At 65.3% G+C, this 19,183-nt stretch carries 16 protein-coding genes; 3 read left to right on the plus strand and 13 right to left on the minus strand.

Annotated elements, in window-relative coordinates; genetic code table 11:
* Positions 1 to 50: 50 nt before the first annotated feature.
* Entirely contained in the window at positions 51 to 2,024 is a 1,974-nt protein-coding gene (locus NFG58_RS06885) for an acyl CoA:acetate/3-ketoacid CoA transferase (protein WP_348827845.1), read from the minus strand.
* 308 nt (positions 2,025 to 2,332) lie between these two features.
* Here NFG58_RS06885 and NFG58_RS06890 point away from each other — a divergent pair, with 308 nt between their 5' ends.
* Positions 2,333 to 3,184, plus strand: coding sequence for an SDR family oxidoreductase (locus tag NFG58_RS06890; RefSeq protein ID WP_045993342.1), 852 nt, complete (start codon positions 2,333 to 2,335; stop codon positions 3,182 to 3,184).
* 113 nt (positions 3,185 to 3,297) lie between these two features.
* On the opposite strand, the gene cysK is transcribed toward NFG58_RS06890, so the two are convergent.
* On the minus strand, positions 3,298 to 4,269 hold the full coding sequence (gene cysK / locus NFG58_RS06895; RefSeq protein ID WP_045993341.1) for a cysteine synthase A: 972 nt from the start codon (positions 4,267 to 4,269) through the stop codon (positions 3,298 to 3,300).
* A gap of 279 nt (positions 4,270 to 4,548) precedes the next feature.
* Positions 4,549 to 5,496, minus strand: a complete 948-nt coding sequence (locus tag NFG58_RS06900) for an alpha/beta hydrolase (protein ID WP_222516904.1) — start codon at positions 5,494 to 5,496, stop codon at positions 4,549 to 4,551.
* A gap of 380 nt (positions 5,497 to 5,876) precedes the next feature.
* Here NFG58_RS06900 and NFG58_RS06905 point away from each other — a divergent pair, with 380 nt between their 5' ends.
* Positions 5,877 to 6,842, plus strand: coding sequence for an oxidoreductase (locus NFG58_RS06905; RefSeq protein ID WP_348827846.1), 966 nt, complete (start codon positions 5,877 to 5,879; stop codon positions 6,840 to 6,842).
* 126 nt (positions 6,843 to 6,968) lie between these two features.
* On the opposite strand, the gene NFG58_RS06910 is transcribed toward NFG58_RS06905, so the two are convergent.
* The 8 genes from NFG58_RS06910 to NFG58_RS06945 form a co-directional block, all read right to left on the minus strand.
* Positions 6,969 to 7,778: a transporter substrate-binding domain-containing protein gene (locus tag NFG58_RS06910; RefSeq protein ID WP_124804274.1), complete on the minus strand. Its 810-nt coding sequence runs from the start codon at positions 7,776 to 7,778 to the stop codon at positions 6,969 to 6,971.
* A gap of 110 nt (positions 7,779 to 7,888) precedes the next feature.
* Positions 7,889 to 9,388 (minus strand): tripartite tricarboxylate transporter permease, encoded by a 1,500-nt coding sequence (locus tag NFG58_RS06915; protein ID WP_348827847.1) that lies wholly within the window; start codon positions 9,386 to 9,388, stop codon positions 7,889 to 7,891.
* 30 nt (positions 9,389 to 9,418) lie between these two features.
* Entirely contained in the window at positions 9,419 to 9,952 is a 534-nt protein-coding gene (locus NFG58_RS06920; RefSeq protein WP_052704387.1) for a tripartite tricarboxylate transporter TctB family protein, read from the minus strand.
* Positions 9,949 to 10,950, minus strand: a complete 1,002-nt coding sequence (locus tag NFG58_RS06925; RefSeq protein WP_348827848.1) for a tripartite tricarboxylate transporter substrate binding protein — start codon at positions 10,948 to 10,950, stop codon at positions 9,949 to 9,951. The genes NFG58_RS06920 and NFG58_RS06925 overlap by 4 nt, the downstream gene beginning before the upstream one ends.
* Before the next feature lie 126 nt (positions 10,951 to 11,076).
* Positions 11,077 to 11,607, minus strand: coding sequence for a chromate transporter (locus NFG58_RS06930; RefSeq protein ID WP_348827849.1), 531 nt, complete (start codon positions 11,605 to 11,607; stop codon positions 11,077 to 11,079).
* The gene (locus tag NFG58_RS06935; protein ID WP_348827850.1) at positions 11,607 to 12,173 is read right to left on the minus strand and encodes a chromate transporter; all 567 of its coding nucleotides are present in this window, start codon (positions 12,171 to 12,173) and stop codon (positions 11,607 to 11,609) included. The genes NFG58_RS06930 and NFG58_RS06935 overlap by 1 nt, the downstream gene beginning before the upstream one ends.
* Positions 12,174 to 12,176: 3 nt before the next feature.
* Positions 12,177 to 13,838: a gamma-glutamyltransferase family protein gene (locus NFG58_RS06940; protein ID WP_348827851.1), complete on the minus strand. Its 1,662-nt coding sequence runs from the start codon at positions 13,836 to 13,838 to the stop codon at positions 12,177 to 12,179.
* Between the two features lie 238 nt (positions 13,839 to 14,076).
* A complete protein-coding gene (locus NFG58_RS06945; RefSeq protein WP_348827852.1) occupies positions 14,077 to 15,531 on the minus strand; it encodes a Na+/H+ antiporter NhaC family protein in 1,455 nt (484 codons plus the stop codon).
* A 257-nt stretch (positions 15,532 to 15,788) separates the two neighbouring features.
* On the opposite strand from NFG58_RS06945, the gene NFG58_RS06950 reads away from it, so the two are divergent.
* Positions 15,789 to 16,466, plus strand: coding sequence for an FCD domain-containing protein (locus NFG58_RS06950; RefSeq protein ID WP_348827853.1), 678 nt, complete (start codon positions 15,789 to 15,791; stop codon positions 16,464 to 16,466).
* Positions 16,467 to 16,567: 101 nt separating this feature from the next.
* Here the strand turns inward: NFG58_RS06950 and NFG58_RS06955 are convergent, their stop codons facing one another.
* Together NFG58_RS06955 and NFG58_RS06960 are read right to left on the minus strand one after the other, a co-directional pair.
* The gene (locus NFG58_RS06955) at positions 16,568 to 17,260 is read right to left on the minus strand and encodes a GntR family transcriptional regulator (RefSeq protein WP_108132590.1); all 693 of its coding nucleotides are present in this window, start codon (positions 17,258 to 17,260) and stop codon (positions 16,568 to 16,570) included.
* 107 nt (positions 17,261 to 17,367) lie between these two features.
* Positions 17,368 to 19,122, minus strand: coding sequence for an IlvD/Edd family dehydratase (locus tag NFG58_RS06960; protein ID WP_348827854.1), 1,755 nt, complete (start codon positions 19,120 to 19,122; stop codon positions 17,368 to 17,370).
* Positions 19,123 to 19,183 lie beyond the last annotated feature (61 nt).

Below are 19,183 nucleotides of genomic sequence, written 5' to 3' on the forward strand. Positions count from 1 at the left end.
CGTGGCGCCTCTTCGCAAGCAGATGCACAGGCAGTTGAGCCGCAGAATGGTCAGCTGTCTTGCTGCTCGTCGAGCAGGTGGCTCAGGGCGTCCTTGCGGTTTTCGTAGATGTGCGGTGCATCGGCACGGCGCTCCAGCGCGTCGCCGAGCTTGAGGCGCAGGAAGGCACTGGTGGTGTAGCGAGTGACGCGCTCGTAGAAGCGCTCGGACAATCCGCAGATCATTTCGGTGTAGCGCTCGACAAGGTGCGGCGCGATGGTGAAGTTGTCGTAGTTGACGATGGCATAGACAGGACGGCCCAGGGGCTCAAGCAGGCGTTCGACCTCCCTCTCGATGGTGGCGATGGTGTCATCGTCGTTGACCGCCAGTCCCTCGAAATTGATGAAGAACTGGTAAGTGTCGAGATCGACGCTCAAGCGCTCGGCGATCGGGCGCTCCAGCAGGGTCTCGAGCAGGTCCATGGAGGCGCTGTCGAACAGGCGGGGATCCATGGTGGCAAGGGGCGCGTCGATGTGGGGCCGAAAGTCCATCAGCGCCAGGATGTCGCGCTCCAGTTCCACCCCCGGGGCGATCTCGATCAGCGTCAGCCCTTGCGCGCGCAGTTCGAACACGCAGCGCTCGGTGACGTAGAGCACCGGCTGGCCGCGCTTCGCCGCCAGGGGACCGCTGAAGGTGCGGTGCTCGACGCGCTCGACAAACTTGCGCTGGCTGCCGTCGGCGTCGATCTTTAGTCTTCCCGACTCGATGGACAGTTGGGCACCGGCGGTGAAGGTGCCGACGAACACTAGCCGTTTGGCGTTCTGGCTGATGTTGATAAAGCCGCCAGCGCCGGCAAGCCTGGGGCCGAAACGGCTGACGTTGACGCTGCCCTCCTGGTCGACCTGGGCGAGACCGAGAAAGGCGATGTCCAGGCCGCCGCCATCGTAGAAGTCGAACTGGCTGGGCTGGTCGATGATCGCCTGGGTATTGATGGCGGCGCCGAAGTCGAGCCCGCCCGCCGGCAGACCGCCGATGACGCCGGGCTCGGCGGTCAGCGTCAGGTACTCCAGCAGCCCTTCCTCATTGGCCACGTTGGCGATGCCCTCGGGCATGCCGATGCCCAGATTGACGATGCTGTTGGGCCGAAGCTCGAAGGCGGCGCGGCGAGCGATGACCTTGCGCTCGGTCAGCGAGAGGCTGGCGATGTCATTCATCGGCGCCTTCAGTTCGCCGGCGAAGGCACGACTGAACTGGGTGGCGAAGGTCTGCCAGTGATGCTCGGGCTGTGCCAGCACCACGGCGTCGACCAGCACGCCGGGGATCTTCACGTCCTTGGCCTTGAGGGTGCCTCGTTCGGCCAGACTCTCGACCTGGACGATGACGATGCCTCCGGAGTTGTGCACCGACATGGCAATGGCCTGCATCTCCAGAAACAGCGCCTCACGCTCCATCGTCACATTGCCGTCGGCGTCGGCGGTGGTCCCGCGCAGTAGCGCGACCTGAATCGGCTGAGCCTGGTAGAACAGGTACTCCTCGCCATCGATGGGCATCAGCCGCACGCGATCTTCGGTGGTGCGCTCGTTGATCTTGCCGCCCCCCTGGCGTGGGTCGACAAAGGTATCGAGCCCCACCTTGGTCAGGGTGCCCGGCTTGCCGGCGGCGGTGTCGCGAAATAGATGGGAGATCACGCCCTGTGGCAGGTTGTAGGCCTCGATCTGGTTGTCGATGGCCAGCTTCTGCAAGCGCGGTACCAGCCCCCAGTGGCCTCCGATGACGCGCTTGAGCAGTCCCGGGTGACCGAAGTGATCGACGCCACGGCCCTTGCCGTCGCCCTGGCCGGCGGCGTAGATCAGCGTCAGGTCACGAGGATGGCCGGACTCCACGAAGCGTTGCTCCAGCGCTACCGCCAGTGCCTCGGGAAAGGCCACCCCGACGAAGCCGCCGGTGGCAAGGCTGTCGCCGTCACGGATCAGCTGTACCGACTCCTCGGCACTGACCACCTTGTTGCGTTGGCGACTGACGCTGGGAGGAGTGCGATGGGGCATGGGTGTTCCTTTTCAAGGCATGGGGATAGGGGGCACGTCGGCACGCAGCGCCTATGGACCAGTGTGAGCGACATGAAGGCGGCGAGAGGTCGAGATGCTTGACGGTGCAAAGTAGAGAGTCGTTGCTTGGCCCTTGAAGTCAGTCGCTGACTGTCCCACTCTGTACAAAAGTGGTACACAACCTTCACGTCACGTGCAGAAAAGGGCTTCTGCCGCAGACGCCTGTTGCGTACCGCCGGCCCCCAGGGATGCCCGTGGTGGCGGGGGCCATGACGTTCGCCATGTCGATGAGCCGAAGGAGTGGATCCATGTCTACACAGCAACCCCCTCAGCAACAGCATCGTCAGCCCGGCAGCGAGTCGGCCATGCAGCCCGAGCCGGAGGTGATCCGTGACAGCTACCGTGGCAGCGGCAAGCTGGACGGCAAGGTGGCGCTGATCAGCGGCGGCGACAGCGGTATCGGTCGCTCCGTGGCGGTGCACTATGCCCGTGAGGGCGCGCACTGCGCCATCGTGCATCTGGAAGAAGATCAGGATGCCGAGACCACCCGCCAGATGGTCGAGAAGGAAGGCGGTGAGTGCCTGGTGCTCAAGGGGGACGTCGGTGATGCCGACTTCTGTCGTCAGGCCGTGGCCAGCACCATCGAGCGCTTTGGACGGCTCAATATCCTGGTCAACAACGCCGCCGAACAGTATGACTGGTCCGATATTACCGAGGTGGATGATGCGCAGCTGGAGCGGACCTTCCGCACCAATGTCTACAGCCACTTCTATCTGTCCAAGGCGGCGGTGCCCCACCTCGACGCCGGCGATACCATCATCGCTACCTCCTCGATCAATGCCTTCAAGGGCAATGACACCCTGCTCGACTACACCGCGACCAAGGGGGCGGTGCAGGCACTGGTACGTTCGCTGGCGGCGACCCTGATGGATCGCGAGATTCGCGTCAACGCAGTGGCCCCGGGGCCGGTATGGACGCCGTTGATCCCGGCGAGCTTCGACGAACAAAAGGTCGCCGAGTTCGGTGGTCAGGTGCCGATGAATCGGGCAGGCCAACCCAGCGAGATGGGGCCCGCCTATGTCTATCTGGCCAGCGAGGAGTCGTCTTACATGAGTGGTCAGACGCTGCACCTCAATGGCGGCGTGGTGCTCAATACCTGAGATGCCGCGGGAGGCTGCGCGACTCGCCTCTCCAGCGGCAGCGATGAAAGGCGGGATCGAAATGACAGGCGAGCCGGCACGGGCCGGCTCGCCTGTTGACCGTCTGGGCGACGTTACTGGTTGAGTTCCTGCTCGGTGAACAGGTCGGCGAACAGCGCCGAGCTCAAATAGCGCTCAGCGCTGTCTGGCAGTACCACCACGATATTCTTGCCGGCGAACTCGGGTAGCTTGCTGACACGCACCGCAGCCTCGACCGCTGCCCCGCAGGAAATGCCGCAGAGGATGCCTTCCTCACGCATCAGTCGATGGGCCATGGCCATGGCGTCCTCGTTGGTGACCGTCTCGACGCGATCGACCAGATCCATGTCCAGATTGTCCGGCACGAAGCCGGCACCGATGCCTTGGATCTTGTGGGGAGCGGGCTTGAGTTCCTTGCCTTCCCTGGCCTGGGTCAGGATGGGGGAGTCGGTGGGCTCCACCGCCACGGTGGTGATCGCCTTGCCCTGGGTCTTCTTGATGTAGCGCGAGACCCCGGTCAGGGTGCCCCCGGTGCCGACGCCGGCTACGAAGACATCGACCTCGCCGTCGGTATCGTTCCAGATCTCGGGGCCGGTGGTGGTCTCGTGGATGCGCGGGTTGGCCGGGTTGGAGAACTGCTGGGGCAGGAAGTAGGTCGACGGATCGGACTTGGCCATCTCTTCGGCCTTGGCGATGGCGCCGGGCATGCCCTTGGCCGGTTCGGTCAGCACCAGTTCGGCGCCCAGGGCCTTCAGTACCTTGCGCCGCTCCAGGCTCATGGAGGCCGGCATGGTCAGGGTCAGCGGGTAGCCCTTGGCGGCGGCGACGAAGGCCAGGGCGATACCGGTATTGCCGCTGGTGGGCTCGATGATGGTCATGCCCGGCTTGAGCACGCCGCGTTCCTCGGCATCCCAGATCATCGCCGCACCGATCCGGCACTTGACGCTGTATGCCGGATTGCGCCCCTCGATCTTGGCCCAGATCGTGGCGCCTTCATTGACCCGGTTCAGCCGCACCAGCGGGGTGTTGCCGATTGCCTGGGCATTGTCGTCGTGGATGCGAGCCATGTCTGACCTCCGTTGCAGGGCCCCGGGTAGCCAGTACAGGCAAGTCGACCAGGGGCAAATGATGGATGCGAAAGAAATCTATCGAGCGTCCACTATGCCTCAGGTTGGCGCCCGCCACGAGAGAGCGAGGGCTCGCTTACCGCCAGGGGAATTAAAGCGGCTGGCGAAACAGCACGCGCCCGCATCAAGCGGGCGCGTGATCGGCATGGTGAACGCCGCCGCCGTTCAGGACCCTAGGTCGGGTCTCCCGGCGAGCAGCGCTGACAAGGGCGGAACCTCCTACTGCTGGTCCCACGCAACGAAGGCGTCGACCACCTCCTGGGGGCGCTCCAGCGGATAGAAGTGGCTGGCGTCCAGGTACTCCCAGGTGGCGTGGGGCATGATGCGGGCCAGCGCCACGCCGGAGACGTAGGGCGGCTGGAAGGGGTCATGCACGCCCCACAGCAGCATCGCAGGCTTGTTCCACATCACCATCTGAGGTGAGGCCTCAAGGGTGAGGCGGTTATCCATGGCCTTGAGGTACTCGATGAAATGGTTGCGGGTCGACTCGTTCTCGGCATAGTTGCCGTAGAGGTCCTCGAGGATCTCGTCGGTCAGGGTCTCCTCCGGCTGCATGAGACCTGCCGAGGCGAAGTTCTTGACGATCTCGCGGACGTTGTCGGCACTGAAGATCTGGCTGGCCTCGGCGGACTTGGCCTTGGCGATGGCGGCGTTGGCCTCAGGGACCGGCCACATGTCGAGCACGGCGGAGTTGCCGATCACGATCTTGCGGACCTGGTTCTGCTCCTTGAGCTCGGGATCGGTCACCATGATCTGGGCGATGCCGCCTCCCAGGTCGTGGCCGAACAGGATGTAGGGGCCGGGCATCACCTGATTGGCGAAGTCGGTCATGATTTCGGCCTGGCCCTTGAGCGAGTGGTCGGCATCCATGGGGCCGTCGGTGTAGCTGAGCCCGAGTTGGCCGGGCGCGAAGACGTGATAGCCCTGTTCCGCCAGCAGCGGGCCCACCCGGGAGAACAGCACGCTGTTGAGCGGAATGCCATGGATCAGCATGACCGCCGGGTCACCAGGCTCGCCCCATTCGCGATAGGCGACGCGAAAGTCTCCTACATCAGCAAACTGGCGGCCGGGCATCTCGTCGGCAAAGGCCGCAAGTGGTGTGACGGCAAGCGGTGTGATGGCAAGGGCGAGCGACAGGGCAAGGGCGTTGATCGTGCGGATGGGCATGGCGGCTCCTGGGACGGTTATCGATAGCGCTGGCGCCGATGAGCACGGTCGTGATGGCGGTGGCGCAGGCACGAGTGTCAACGGCGGTGCTGACATGGGAGACGGTGGCCGGCCGAGGGCCGAGGCCAGTCGCTTCAAAGGCACTTCATACTCTAGATCAGCGTTACCCGATAAGAAGCCCCCCTGGATTGTCCAAGCATGTTTGAGCATAACGTGATGAAAGCTCGAGTCTGTGCCTTCTCTCCGAGGCCTGTGCCTCTTCACCATGGTCGGGGCTAAAAGAGCACAAGATCGAGCACCTACCTCGAAAGGTGAGTGCCATCTTCGAATTCAAACGCGCTAGCGTGGTAACCGAATCCATGAAATAGGGAGCTTGGCCGTTGAACCATCAAGGGACTGAAAGGTGCGTGCTGGTGACAGGGGCGTCGTCAGGGATCGGCGAGGCGATCGTCACCGCGCTGCTCGAGCAGGGGTTTATCGTCTACGCAGGCGCTCGGCGGGTCGAGCGCATGAGCCACCTGGCTGACAAGGGCGCCCGGGTGCTGTCGCTGGATATCACCGACGCCGACAGCATTGCCGCGGTGCTGACACGTATCGAGCGCGACGGCGTCGAGCTCGATGGGTTGGTCAACAACGCAGGCTACGGCAGCTATGGCGTGCTGGAGGAAGTCCCGATCGAGGAGGCCAGGCGTCAGTTCGAGGTCAACGTGTTCGGGCTGATGGCGTTGACTCGGGAGGTCTTGCCCGGCATGCGACGTCGACGGCGCGGTCGCATCGTCAATATTGGCTCCATGGCCGGCCGTATCTGGTTTCCGGTGGGTGGCTGGTACCACGCCACCAAGTACGCGTTGGAAGCGCTGAGTGATGCCCTGAGGGTCGAGACGCGCCCCTTTGGCCTGTCCGTCAGCCTGATCCAGCCCGGGGTGATTCGCAGCGAATGGGCGGCGATTGCCCGCAAGCCCTTGTGCGAGGACCCTCCCGAGGCGCCCTATGCGCGGATCAAGCGCGGCATGGCCGCCATCCTTGCCGATCACTCCCGGGCCGGCACCCCCGAGATGATCGCCGAGGCGGTGGTCCATGCCCTGACCGCCAGTCGCCCACGTCGACGCTACGCGCGGCCTCGGGACGCCAGGATATTGATCTTCCTGCACTGGCTTTTACCCACCTGGGCGTGGGAGAGAGGCGTCAGGTGGTTGCTGGCACGCTATGCCCGCAAAGCGAGTGACGACAACGGCGGCGGTGCTAGTGTCGACGGAGGCGAGGCCGGCCCTGACAGCGGCCCGGAAAACAGCAACGAAAGCGGTAATAAAAGCGACGGCGAAAAGCGGGGTGAGGCGGAAAGCTGAGCCGACGCCGGTCAGAACAACGTGGAAAGCATCAAGGGAAGCATCGAGGGAAGCTACAAGGGAAACCACGAAGGAAACGACAAGGGCCCGCCATGCTCAGGCGGGCCCTTGTGATTGCCATGCCGGTTACAGGCGGCTGGCGGGGCGCAGGTCGTAGTCGAAGTACTGCTCCATCAGGCGCTGGAAGGTGCCGTCGGCGTAGACCTCGTTTAGAGCCTGGTTGAAGGTCTCGGCCAGGGCTTCGTCGCGGGGGCGCACGGCGATGGCGTTGCCGCGCCCGAAGATCGACTCCGGCGAATTGATACGCTCGCCGACCTGGGTGAAGTCGCCATCCTCGGCCTTGATATCCAGCGCCTCGATGGCCACCGGGTAGTTGATGAAGGCCAGGTCCAGGCGACCGCTTTCCATGTCGAGGGCGACCTCGTCGGCGGTGGCGTAGCGACGGATATCGAGGGTGTCGCGATAGCGCCCGGTGATGTAGGTGTCCTGGGTGGTACCGCGCTGGACGCCGACGGTCATGCCCTCGAGGCTTGCCAGGTCTTCTGGGTCGACGGCCTCGCCGCGACGGGCCACCCAGACCTTGGGCGACATGGCGTAGGGCTCGCTGAAGCGAACCTGGCGTTCACGCGCTTCGGTGATGCGCATCGACGACAGGATGGCGTCGTACTTGCGTGCCAGCAGGCCGGGGATGATGCCGTCCCAGCCCTGGACGATCCACTCGCAGTCCAGTTCGGCGCGTTTGCACAACTCGTTGCCCAGATCGATCTCGAAGCCCGCGAGTTCGCCGTTGGCATCGCGGTATTCGAACGGTGGATAAGGCACATCGACGGCGATACGCACCTGGCGAGCCTCGTCGGCGAAGGCGGCGGGCATCGTCAGCATCGTCGCGCAGGCGATGGCCAGGGGGGACAGCAGACGCTGGGAGAAAGAGCGCATGGGGAACCTTGTCGTCAGGGAAGAAGGGGGAGGGGTTATCGTTATGGTGACCGTCGACGGGGCCAGCAGGGCCCCGTCGAGGGACTGTCGGGTGAGTTGCACCCAGGCCGTCAGGCCGCCTGCAGGCGCTTGGTGCGACGGTGGTGGCGTACCGCCAGCACGACCGACAGTGCCGCCAGCAACAGCAGGCCCAGCGAGATAGGACGGGTGAAGAACAGCGTCCAGTTCTCGTCGGACATCAGTGCGCGGCGCAGGTTGGTCTCGGCGATGGGGCCGAGAATCACGCCCAGTACCAGCGGTGCCAGCGGGTAGTCCAGCTTGCTGAGCACATAGCCGAAGACGCCGACACCGAGCAGCAGGTAGACGTCGGTGACCCGGTTGTTCAGCGCGAAGGCACCGATCACGCAGCACACCAGGACCACCGGCACGATGATCGACTTGGGCACCTCGGTGACGCGCAGAAACCAGCGCATGCTGAACAGACACACCACCAGCACCATCAGCGCGGCCACCAGCATCGCCATGAACATGCCGTAGACCAGATCACCGTGATCCATGATCAGGCGCGGACCGACGCCGATGCCATGGACCATCAGCGAGGCCATCAACACCGCGTCCACCGCGCTGCCGGGGATACCGAGGGCGATCATCGGAATCAGGCCGCCACCGGAGGTGGCCGAGTTGCCGGACTCCGAGGCGATCACCCCTTCCGGCGTCCCGGTGCCGAATGCCTCCGGGGTCTTCGAGGCGCGCTTGGCCTGGTCATAGGCCAGCAGGTTGGCGATGCTGCCGCCGGCGCCGGGCACCGCACCGATGAACACCCCGACCAGGGAAGAGCGCACCAGGTTGACCGGATAGCTGAGCGTTTCCTTCAGCGCCGCCATGGGGTTGAAGTTGACGTCGTCGGGCATCAGCGCCTTGCCGTGCTTGACACCCTCGGCGTCTTCCACCTCGGACAGCAGCTGGCTGACGGCGAAGATACCGATCAGCACCACCAGGAAGGGGAAGCCGTTGGCGAGCAGGTCCGAGTCGAAGGTGAAACGTGCCACTCCCATCATCGGGTCGGAGCCGACGGTGGCAATGAACAGTCCCAGCAGGCCGGTCATCAGGCCCTTGAGCATGGACTTGCCGACCAGGCTTGCGACCACCGTCATGGCGAAGATGATCAGCGAGAAGTACTCCCAGGCGCCCAGCTTGACGGCGATCAGCGCCAGCGGTGGGGCGGCGATGATCAACACCACCACGCTGACCAGCGCGCCGAAGAAGGAGGCCCAGATACCCAGCGCCAGGGCGCGGCCAGGCTCGCCCTTGCGCGCCATCGGGAAGGCGTCGAAGGTGGTCGCCACCGACGACGGCGTGCCGGGGATGCCGAGCAGCGCGGCGGAGATCAGGCCGCCGGTATAACCGCCGACGTAGACCGCCAGCATGGTGGCCACGCCCTGCAGCGGGTCCATGGTGAAGGTCAGCGGCAGGGTCAGCACGATGGCCATGGTGATGGTGAAGCCAGGAATCGCCGAGGCGATGACGCCGGCGATGACACCCAGCAGCATGGCGATCATGGTCGAGAGCGTAAACAGTTGGTCCATGCCGGACAGCAGCGCATCCATCATGAGCAATTTCCTCGAGGAGTCGTTGCCGCCTCAGCCGAACAGGCCGCGGGGCAGGCTGATGACGAAGACGTCGCGGAACAGGGTGTCGACCCCAAGCGAGAACACCAGGGCGACCACCACAGCGATGGCCAGGGCCTTGAGCGAGCGCGCGCCCAGAAGCCATTGACCCGCCAGCAGGAAGGCCAGCGAGGCCAGGCTGAAACCCAGCCAGGGCAGGGCGATGATGTACACCGCAAACAGCGCCAGCACAGCGAAGGCCAGCCGGTGACGCCAGATCCAGGCGCCGACCTGGCCGCGCTCACCGGCGCTCTGGCGCAGGAAGGCACGCGCCTCCTTGAAGGCGATGGCCAGGTTCAATGCCACCAGCGCCGCCAGTACCAGCCGCGGGAAGCTGCCCGAACCCAGTGGTTCCCACATCGACGATGGCAGCGCCTGGGCCCTGACAAAGAGCGCGGTGAACAGCGCCGCCAGGGCGATGTTCAACAGCACATGGGCCAGGGGACCACCCCGGCCCGGGGCGTGCCGCTCCCCGGAAGGGGAGCGGTCGGTGGTGCTCTGGCTCATCGTGCAAGCTTCCCTGACAGACGCTCGATGGTGGCGTTGCTGGTCTCGAGGTACTCGGCGAACGCCTCGGGGCCTTCGAACACCACACTGGCGCCGGCGTTGTGTACCGACTGGGCGAAGGCCTCGTCCTGGCTCATGGCCTCGAAGGCCTCGGCCAGGGTGTCGATGCGTTCTTCCGGGGTGCCCTTGGGTGCCAGAATGCCGCGAATGATGTTCAGCTTGAGCTCAGGATGGCCGAGCTCGGTGAAGGTCGGTACGTCCGGCGCTTCGGGCTGGCGCTCCTCGCTGCCCACCGCCAGGAATCGCAGGTCACCGTTCTTGACGAACTCGCCGCTTGAGGAGATGTCGCCGATGGCGGCGTCGATGTGGCCGCCGACCAGGGCGCGGATGCGCGAGCCGGTGCCCTCGAAGCCGACGTAGCGGAATTGCAGGTCTTCGGCTTCTTCCATCATGGCGGCGTGGATATGCGGCACGCCGCCCAGGGTCACGCCGAAGCGGACCTCACCCGGATTGGCCTTGGCGTACTCGACGAACTCCTCGAAGGTGGTGTAGGGCGCGCCGGCAGGAACCGTCAGGTACTGGGGCGACTGGGTGACGCCGGCCACCGGTTCGAAGTCATCGTAGTTGAGCGGAGTCAGGCCGGTGTGATGGGCCACCATCAGGCCTTCGTGGACCTGACCGATGGTGTAGCCGTCGGCGTCACGCCGGGACAGTTCCTTGAGGCCCGTGGTGCCGCTGACCCCGGGCATGTTGATCACCGGGATCGGCTGACCAAGCTGGGATTCGGCGTGGTTGGCGACCAGGCGCATCAGGGTGTCGCTGCCGCCGCCCGGCGACCAGGGCACGATGAATTCCACCGGCTTGTCAGGGTAGGCATCCTGGGCCACGGCCACACTGGCGGCGGCCAGGGCGGAGGCAGAGGCCACCAGGGCCAGCGCGGTCCGGGTGCAAGAGCGGCGGGAAAGAACGGTCTTTGACGGGGTACGGTGCAGGGTCATGGGATTGTCCTGTGCGTTGAGGGCTTTTGTCTGTGATTGTTGGGATGGATGGTCGGGTTGATTGTTATGGGTGGATCGAACGTCACGCGTGTTGTTGTGGATGGTTCGGTGGCGTTGTGTCGTCTCTCAGCCCAGCAGCAGGGCGCCGTAGCCGAGCCCGAAGCACACCACCAGGGCCGGGTGTACGCGGGTCTTGAATAGCAGCAGTGCCGCCACAGCGGCGATGATCAGGGTGTGCACCAGGCCCGAGGTCGCCATGCCCTCCTTGAGGAAGCTGACGGTCAGGTAGGCCATCAGGACCATGACGACCGGACGGACCCACTGGCTCATGGACTTGACCTTGATCGAGTCGCGGTAGCGATAGAGGGTGCCCAGGGCCGCCAGCATCAGCAGCAGCGAGGGGCCGACGGTGGCCAGTACCGCCACCATGGCACCGCCGGCGCCGGCTACCTCATAGCCGATGTAGCCGGCCATCTTGGTGGCGATGGGGCTCGGCAGGGCATTGCCCAGCGCCAGCGTCTCGGCGAAGCCCTGATGGGTCATCCAGCCATAGGTGCCGACCACCTCGTTCTCGATCAGCGGAATGATCGCGGGCCCACCGCCGTAGCCGACGATATTGGGGATGAAAAAGGCCAGAAATAGCTGCCAGTAGATCATCAGGAGCGACCTCCTTCAGGGGCGTTGCGGGGCTTCTCGGGCCTGAGCAGAGCGGCGATCAGAATGGCGCCGATGATCAGCCCCGGGTGTACGCCAAGACCATAGATCAGGCCTCCGGCGGCCACTCCCATGACCAGGGTGGCGACCACGCCGAGCCCGGCCCGGGACTTCTGGAAGAAATCGAAGGTCAGCTGGGCCATCATCACCATCACCACCGGCACCACGCCCAGCCCCATGCCCTGCACCCAGCGTTGGTTGCCGTAGCGACTGTAAAGGCCGAGCAGCGCGATCATGGCGAAGATTACCGGCACGATCACCGCCACCACCGCATTGATGGCGCCGAACACCCCGCCGACCCGATAGCCGATGTAGCCGGCCATCTTGGTGGCGATGGGCCCCGGCAGGGTATTGCCGATGGCCAGGACATCGGCGAAGGCGTCGTCGTCCATCCAGGCGTGGCGCTTGACCACCTCCTGGTGGACCAGCGGAATCATCGACGGACCGCCGCCGAAGCCGAAGATGCCGATGCGAAAGAAGGCGGCAAATAGCGAAGCTTGTACGCTCATGGGTCAGAGCACCGCGATGGTGGCGTCGGTGCGGGGCTCGGTGCCGCCACAGTAGATGCCGGTCTCGGGGTCACGCAGGATCACCTGGCCACGGCCGTAGCTGCGGCTGTCGGTATCTACTTGCATGCGATGACCACGTGCGGCCATGGCACGTACCAGCGGTGCCGGATAGCCGTGCTCGATACCGATGGTGCGACCGCCCATCCACTGCCAGCGCGGTGCGTCCAGGGCCGACTGGGGGTTGAGGCCGAAGTCGACCAGGTTCATCACCACCTGGACGTGGCCCTGGGGCTGCATGAAGCCGCCCATCACGCCAAAGGGCCCTAACGCCTTGCCGTTTCGGGTCAGGAAGCCCGGGATAATGGTGTGGAAGGTCTTCTTGCCGGGCTTGAGCACATTGTCGTGGCTCTCGTCGAGGCTGAAGTCGTGGCCGCGGTTCTGCAAGGCGATGCCGGTTCCCGGCACCACGATGCCGGAACCGAAGCCGTGATAGTTGCTCTGGATGAAGGACACCATGTTGCCATCCGCGTCGGCGGTGGCCAGATAGACGGTGCCGCCGGCCCTGGGCTTGCCCGGCTGCGGGTCGATGGCCGCGTCCTGGATCAGCTCGCGACGGGCCTCGGTGTAGGCGTCGGACAACAGCTCCTCGACCGTGTAGGTCATGGCCTGTGGCTCGCTGATATGGGTCTTGCCGTCGGTGTAGGCGAGCTTCATCGCCTCGAGCTGACGATGCAGCAGTTCCGGGTCGTCGCGGTGGGACGCCGGATAGCCATCGAGCAGGCGCAGCGCCATCAGCGCCACCAGGCCCTGGCCATTGGGCGGGATCTCCCAGACGTCGACGTCGCGGTAGCGGGCCGAGATCGGGGTGACCCACTCGGGCTGATAGGCCGCCAGGTCGTCCTTGCGCAGATAGCCGCCGGTGCGACGCGAGAAGGCGTCGATGGCCTCGGCCAGCTCGCCCCGGTAGAAGCTCTCCGCCTGACTCTCGGCGATGGCCTCCAGGGTCCTGGCCTGGTCTTCGTTGCGAAACCACTCACCGGCGTCGGGAGCGCGGCCATCGAAGGTAAAGGTGTCGAACCAGGGCTGGGTGGCTTCGCCTTCGAGGTGCTTGTGGAAGGTCGCGGTGTCGCGCTGCCACAGGCTGGCGATGACCGGTGACACCGGAAAACCGTCGCGGGCCAGGCGAATGGCGGGTTCGAGCAGGGTCTTGAAGTCCAGCTTGCCGAAGCGGCGCGACAGTTCGGCCCAGGCGGATGGCGTACCGGGCACCGTCACCGGGGTCCAGCCGTAGAGCGGGACCTTGTCGTGGCCGGCCTCGACCAGCGCTTCCCGGTTCAGCGCCTGGGGCGCCACGCCGCTGGCGTTGAGCCCGTGCAGTTCGCCGTTGCCCTGATCATCGTTGGCGATCCACACCAGCGCGAAGGCGTCGCCGCCGATGCCGCAGCCCGTGGGCTCGACCACCGTCAGCGCGGCGGCGGTGGCGATGGCGGCGTCCACCGCGTTGCCGCCGCGGGCGAGCACGTCACGGCCGATCTGCGCGGCCTGGGGCTGGGACGCCGCCACCATGCCATCGCGAGAATAGGTCGGGCTGCGCCGGGACGGGTAGGGCGTGGCATCGGGGTAGGGAGTGGACAGGGAGCTGGGGTTCGCGCGCTGGGAAGACATGGCGTCTCTCTTCAAGGTGGCTGACTCGAGGTCGCTGATCCAAGCTGGATCGGGTCAATCGTTATTGGTGTTAAAAATCGATTTTATGACCCGACTATGCCGCGCCCTCGAAAGGCCGTCAATCCCCTGAAGAGCGATCCAACGGTTCGGGGCCCGGCAAGGCGGGCCCCGAGAACGATGGCCGGTTTGATGTTCATCGTGGCCGCGATCCAGCGGTGACGCAGGCCCTGGCGGAATATCAGGCCCCGGAGGCGGAGCCGGCCGGCTGGCGCTCGTCGCTGCCATGACCCAGGGTCAGGCCGGTGAGTACATAGAGCAACGAGAAGGCGATGGCGCCGTAGCAGAGGATGGCGTAGACGAAGAAGTCGGCGGTGGCGACCCCCAGGGTGGCGGCGGTGAAGGCGCCGGTGACGCCCCAGGGCACCAGCGGCGACAGGGTTGTGCCGGTGTCCTCGAGGATACGTGACAGGTTCCTGGTCGGGCTGCCACTGCTGGCGACCAGCGGGCGCAGCAGCGGGCCAAGCAGCGAGAAGGTCACGTAGTAGCTGCCGGTCAGCAGAAAGGCGAGGCTATGCAGCGCCATGGAGCCACCGAGCACCTGGCGCCGGCCGGCGTGGCGTCGGGCCAGGTAGGCGATGGCGGCGTCCAGGGTGCCGGCACTCTTGAACGGGGCCCCCAATACGGCGGCGGCAATCAGCACCGCCACGGTGGACATCATGCCCTGCAGGCCACCCCGGGACAGCATCTTGTCGACCATGGCGACCCCGGTATCGGCGACGAAGCCTGCGTTCATGGCGGAACCGATCTCGGAAAGGCTCGCGCCCTGGAGCACCACCGCGATCAGCGCCGCGCTGACGATGCCGAGCATGAAGGCGGGCAGCACCGGCTTCTTGGCCAGGATGCAGCCGAACACCACCAGGGGCGGCAACAGGGTCAGCAGATTGTCGCTGAAGGTGGCGGCCAGGGTGTCGATGATCGCCTGGGTCTGGGTCGACATGCCGTCACCGGCGAGGGTCGCCCCGGAGGTGGCGACGCCGCTGCCGAGCCAGGCGTAGACCGCCAGGGCGATCAGGTAGGCCGGCAGGGTCGAATACAGCATATGGCGGATGTGGGTGATGATATTGACCTCGCATACCGCCGAGGCCATCACCGTGGTATCCGACAGCGGCGACAGCTTGTCGCCGAAGAAGGTGCCGGTGACGATGGCGCCAGCGGCGTAGGCCGGGGGAATGCCGAGTCCCAGCGCGACCCCCATCAGCGCCACGCCGATGGTGCTGAGGGTGCCCCAGGAGGTCCCGGCCATGACCGACATCAGCGAGCATGACAGGCAGGCCACGACCAGAAAGAGCCCTGGCGTCAGCGACTCGAGGCCCAGGGTGACCATGGCTGGAATGGTGCCGGAGAGCATCCATACCCCCACCATCATGCCGACGCTCATCAGGATCAGAATGGGCACCAGCATGGCCTGGATGCCCTTGAGCAGATCACTTTCCAGGCGGGACCAGGCGATCCCCCAGGCCAGGCATAGCGTCATGGCGATGGCGCCGGCGACGATCAGCGCCACCGCGGTGGGAATGCCAAGGCCCATGATGCCGACCAGCAGACTGCCGATGGCGGCGATGAGCAGAATCAGATGGCGAGAGCCAGACAGCGAGACAGCGGGCGCTGTCGAAGGGGAAGCGTCTTGGGACATGGGCGTGTTCCGATGCTGTTGTTGTGTTGAAGGGGACAGGCTCCGCCCTGTTGGGTCAGGGTTTTCTGTGTCGGGGCATTCTGTGTCAGGGCCTGTTTTGTCAGAGATATCGACCCTTGTGGAAGAAATATCTCGATCGTTGTAAGAAATATCGTCTACTGTATTTAATATCGATATTTTCTAAAAACTATGGCCCAGCGCTTGGCGAACGTCAATTGCCGACGTACTCTGCAAGCCTGTTATTTGCGAGTGTTGTCATGATCAATTCCCAACCAGCCGAGATGGCGGCGAGCGGCGAGACGGCGGCGAGCCAGGTATTCAGTGCGCTGAAGCAGGACCTGATCCGTGGGCGTTTTGCGGCGGGGGAGAAGCTCGCCATCAGCGCGCTGAAAGAGCGCTACGAGGTGGGGCTGAGCCCGCTGCGTGAAGCGCTTAATCGGCTGGCCGCCTACGGCCTGCTGGAGCAGCACAATCAGCGTGGCTTCCGGGTGCCGCCGCTGTCGGTGGAAGAACTCGAGGATATCTCGCGGCTACGCATGCAGCTGGAGTGCATGGCGCTGACCCAGGCCTTCCAGGAGGGTGACGCCGAGTGGGAGTCGCAGTTGCTGGCCGCCAGCCATCGTCTGTCGCGGGCCAACAAGGCCCAGGGCGAGATCGAACAGTGGGAGCAGGCCCACCAGCGTTTTCACCGCACCCTGCTGGCGCCCTGTGGTTCGCACTGGCTGTTGCGCTTCATCGAGCAGTTGCACGATCAGTTCGATCGCTATCGTCGTCTGGCCCCGGGCAACCCGGAGATTCGTGAGCGCCTGGATGCCCAGCACGGCGAGCTGGTCGAGCTGGCGCTGGACCGGCGTATCCACGATGCCCGCTACCTTCTCGAAGATCATATCCGTCAGTCCTGGGAGGTCGCCAAGGGCGCCTGCGAGCAAGGCTGATGGCTCGCCCTGTCGGCCGCTGGAGGACGCGCTGGAAGAGTCTAGTGGCGCGTCAGTTCCCGGAGGTCGCCAGGGATGCCTGCAAGGGAGGATGTCAGCGCCTAGCGATTGGAAGGATGCAGCTCGAGGTAGCGATTCTTGGAGGGCAGCAAGTGCTGCCGGCACAGCTCGCGCAGCGCGTGGCGGTCCTGTTGGCGGATCGCCTCGATCATCGCCTGATGCTCGTGGCGCGCCCGGGACAGGCTGTGGCTGTCGGCGATGGCGATAAAACGAATGCCGTGGGCCTTCTGGGCGAACTCGTTGATGGTCTCGTAGAGGTAGGGATTGCCGGTCGCCGCGAACAGGGTGCGGTGAAAGGCAATATTGAGGTGGAATACCCGTCGCAGATCATGGGCGTCCACGGCGGTGCTGTAGCGCTGGTGGATGTCCTCGAGCTCGCTCAGCCACGGCTCCGGCGCCGGTAGTGGCAGGGCGTCGACACCGGCGAGTTCGAGGATCTCACGCATGGCGTAGAGTTGCTCGACCTCTTCGGGCGTGTAGGCCTTGACGAAGGCGCCGCGGTTCCTGATGCGTTCGACCAGGCCGATGCTCTCGAGCTGGAACAGCGCCTGACGCACCACGTGGCGCTTGCAGTCGAAGCGCTCGATCAGGTCCTCCTCGACCAGCCGCTCCCTGGGGTGCAGACGCCCCAGCACGATGTCCTCCTCGACACTGCCGACGATGTCCTCCGCCACGCTGGTGGCGCTGGGACGACGGGTGCTGTTGGAAGGGTCCTGCACGCTGACCTGGCTCATCTCGCATCCTCTGCGATCACGATGGTGAAGCGGCGACGAGACGGTCTCGTCGCCGACTCCAGTCTATCAATAGCGCTCACCGCCTTCATCGGCTCGAATGACTTTCCTCACTCCTGGGTCGGCACGCGACAGTGGGGCTCGGGGCGGCACACCTTGAAGTCACAGCCCTGGTCGGCCTGCAGGATCTGCTCCATGAACAGTCGACGATAGCCGAGCATCGGTGGCTGCTCACGCGGCGGGGGCGTGGTCTCGTGGCGGCGGCTCTCCAGGGTCTGCTCGTCCACCTCCAGCGAAATACGGTTGGCAGAGACGTCGAGTTCGATGATGTCGCCGTCGCGCACCAGGCCCAGCGTTCCCCCTTCGGCGGCCTCCGGCGATACGTGCAGCACGATGGTGCCGGCGGCGGTGCCGCTCATGCGTCCGTCCGAGATGCGCACCATGTCCTTGACGCCCTGGGTGGCGAGCTTCTTCGGGATCGGAATGTATCCGGCCTCGGGCATGCCCGGAGCACCCTTGGGGCCGATGTTGGCCAGCACCAGGACGTCGTCGGCGTTGACGTCCAGGTCCGGATCGTCGATGCGCGTCGCCAGATCCTCCAGCGAATGAAAGACCACCGCCCGTCCGCGATGCTGCATCAGCTCCGCAGACGCCGCCGACTGCTTGATGATGGCGCCGGCCGGGGCCAGGTTGCCGCGCAGCACGGCGATACCGCCTTGTGCGTAGACAGGACGGGAGCGTGGGCGCACCACCGGCTGCTCGACCAGATGCACCGCCGCGTCGATGTTCTCGCCCAGGGTGCGACCATTGATCGTCATGGTGTCCAGGTGCAGCAGGGGCTTCAGCTCTCGCAGCAGCGTCGGCAGGCCGCCGGCGCGATGCAGATCCTCCATATAGCCCTCGCCGGAGGGCTTGAGGTCGACCAGCACCGGCGTCTCGCGGCTCATGCGATCGAAGGCGTCCAGGTCGATGTCGATGCCCAGCCGACCGGCGATGGCGGTCAGGTGGATCAGACCGTTGGTCGACCCACCCAGTGACAGCAGCACCCGCAGGGCATTTTCGAAGGCCTTGGGGGTCAGGATCTGGGAGGGCGTGACCCCGTCACGGGCCAGCCGTACCGCCTCGGTCCCGGACTGCTCGGCGATGCGCTGGCGGTCGGCGTAGACCGCCGGCGCGGTGGCGCTGTTGGGCAGCATGATGCCCAGGGTCTCGGCCAGGCAGGCCATGGTGCTGGCGGTGCCCATCACCGAACAGGTACCCACGGTAGGCACCAGCTTGTCGTTGACCTCGCTGATCTCGGCGTCGTCGATGTCCTGGCCGCGGTAGGCCGCCCAGTAGCGACGGCAGTCGGTGCAGGCGCCGACCCGGGTGCCGCGATGGGAGCCCGACAGCATGGGCCCGGTGACCAGCTGGACGGTGGGTATATCGGCGCTGGCCGCCGCCATCAGCTGGGCCGGCACCGTCTTGTCGCAGCCGCCGATCACCACCACCGCATCCATCGGCTGGGCACGGATCATCTCCTCGGTGTCCAGCGCCATCAGGTTTCTCAGGTACATGCTGGTGGGGTGGGCGAAGGACTCGTGCAGCGTGATGGTGGGGAACTCCACCGGCAGCCCGCCGGCCAGCATCACCCCTCGCTTCACGCTCTCGACCAGCCCCGGCACGTTGCCGTGACAGGCGTTGTAGCCGCTGTAGGTGTTGGCGATGCCGATCACCGGCCGCGACAGCGCATCGTCGGTGTAGCCCATGCCCTTGATGAACGCCTTGCGCAGAAACAGCGAAAAGTCGGCGTCACCGTAGTTGGTCAGGCGGTTGGACATGCCCCGGGTGGCATTGTTGTGGTTGTTGTCTGAGTCCTGGCTCATCGATCGGTCCTCGTATCTTTATCGCTGGCGCCGAACAGCCCCTTCGCAGGAGGGCGTTGCG

The sequence above is a fragment of the Halomonas sp. RT37 genome (assembly GCF_040070525.1).
Lineage (GTDB): Bacteria > Pseudomonadota > Gammaproteobacteria > Pseudomonadales > Halomonadaceae > Halomonas > Halomonas litopenaei.

Excerpts from the sequence above, each read along its gene's own strand:
- NFG58_RS06940 (WP_348827851.1), bottom strand. The coding sequence starts at position 13,838 with ATGTCTTCCCAGCGCGCGAACCCCAGCTCCCTGTCCACTCCCTACCCC.
- NFG58_RS06910 (WP_124804274.1), bottom strand. The coding sequence starts at position 7,778 with ATGCGCTCTTTCTCCCAGCGTCTGCTGTCCCCCCTGGCCATCGCCTGC.
- NFG58_RS06935 (WP_348827850.1), bottom strand. The coding sequence starts at position 12,173 with ATGAGCGTACAAGCTTCGCTATTTGCCGCCTTCTTTCGCATCGGCATC.
- NFG58_RS06930 (WP_348827849.1), bottom strand. The coding sequence starts at position 11,607 with ATGATCTACTGGCAGCTATTTCTGGCCTTTTTCATCCCCAATATCGTC.
- NFG58_RS06950 (WP_348827853.1), top strand. The coding sequence starts at position 15,789 with ATGATCAATTCCCAACCAGCCGAGATGGCGGCGAGCGGCGAGACGGCG.
- NFG58_RS06955 (WP_108132590.1), bottom strand. The coding sequence starts at position 17,260 with ATGAGCCAGGTCAGCGTGCAGGACCCTTCCAACAGCACCCGTCGTCCC.
- NFG58_RS06960 (WP_348827854.1), bottom strand. The coding sequence starts at position 19,122 with ATGAGCCAGGACTCAGACAACAACCACAACAATGCCACCCGGGGCATG.
- NFG58_RS06900 (WP_222516904.1), bottom strand. The coding sequence starts at position 5,496 with ATGCCCATCCGCACGATCAACGCCCTTGCCCTGTCGCTCGCCCTTGCC.
- NFG58_RS06885 (WP_348827845.1), bottom strand. The coding sequence starts at position 2,024 with ATGCCCCATCGCACTCCTCCCAGCGTCAGTCGCCAACGCAACAAGGTG.
- cysK (WP_045993341.1), bottom strand. The coding sequence starts at position 4,269 with ATGGCTCGCATCCACGACGACAATGCCCAGGCAATCGGCAACACCCCG.
- NFG58_RS06920 (WP_052704387.1), bottom strand. The coding sequence starts at position 9,952 with ATGAGCCAGAGCACCACCGACCGCTCCCCTTCCGGGGAGCGGCACGCC.
- NFG58_RS06925 (WP_348827848.1), bottom strand. The coding sequence starts at position 10,950 with ATGACCCTGCACCGTACCCCGTCAAAGACCGTTCTTTCCCGCCGCTCT.
- NFG58_RS06945 (WP_348827852.1), bottom strand. The coding sequence starts at position 15,531 with ATGTCCCAAGACGCTTCCCCTTCGACAGCGCCCGCTGTCTCGCTGTCT.
- NFG58_RS06890 (WP_045993342.1), top strand. The coding sequence starts at position 2,333 with ATGTCTACACAGCAACCCCCTCAGCAACAGCATCGTCAGCCCGGCAGC.
- NFG58_RS06915 (WP_348827847.1), bottom strand. The coding sequence starts at position 9,388 with ATGATGGATGCGCTGCTGTCCGGCATGGACCAACTGTTTACGCTCTCG.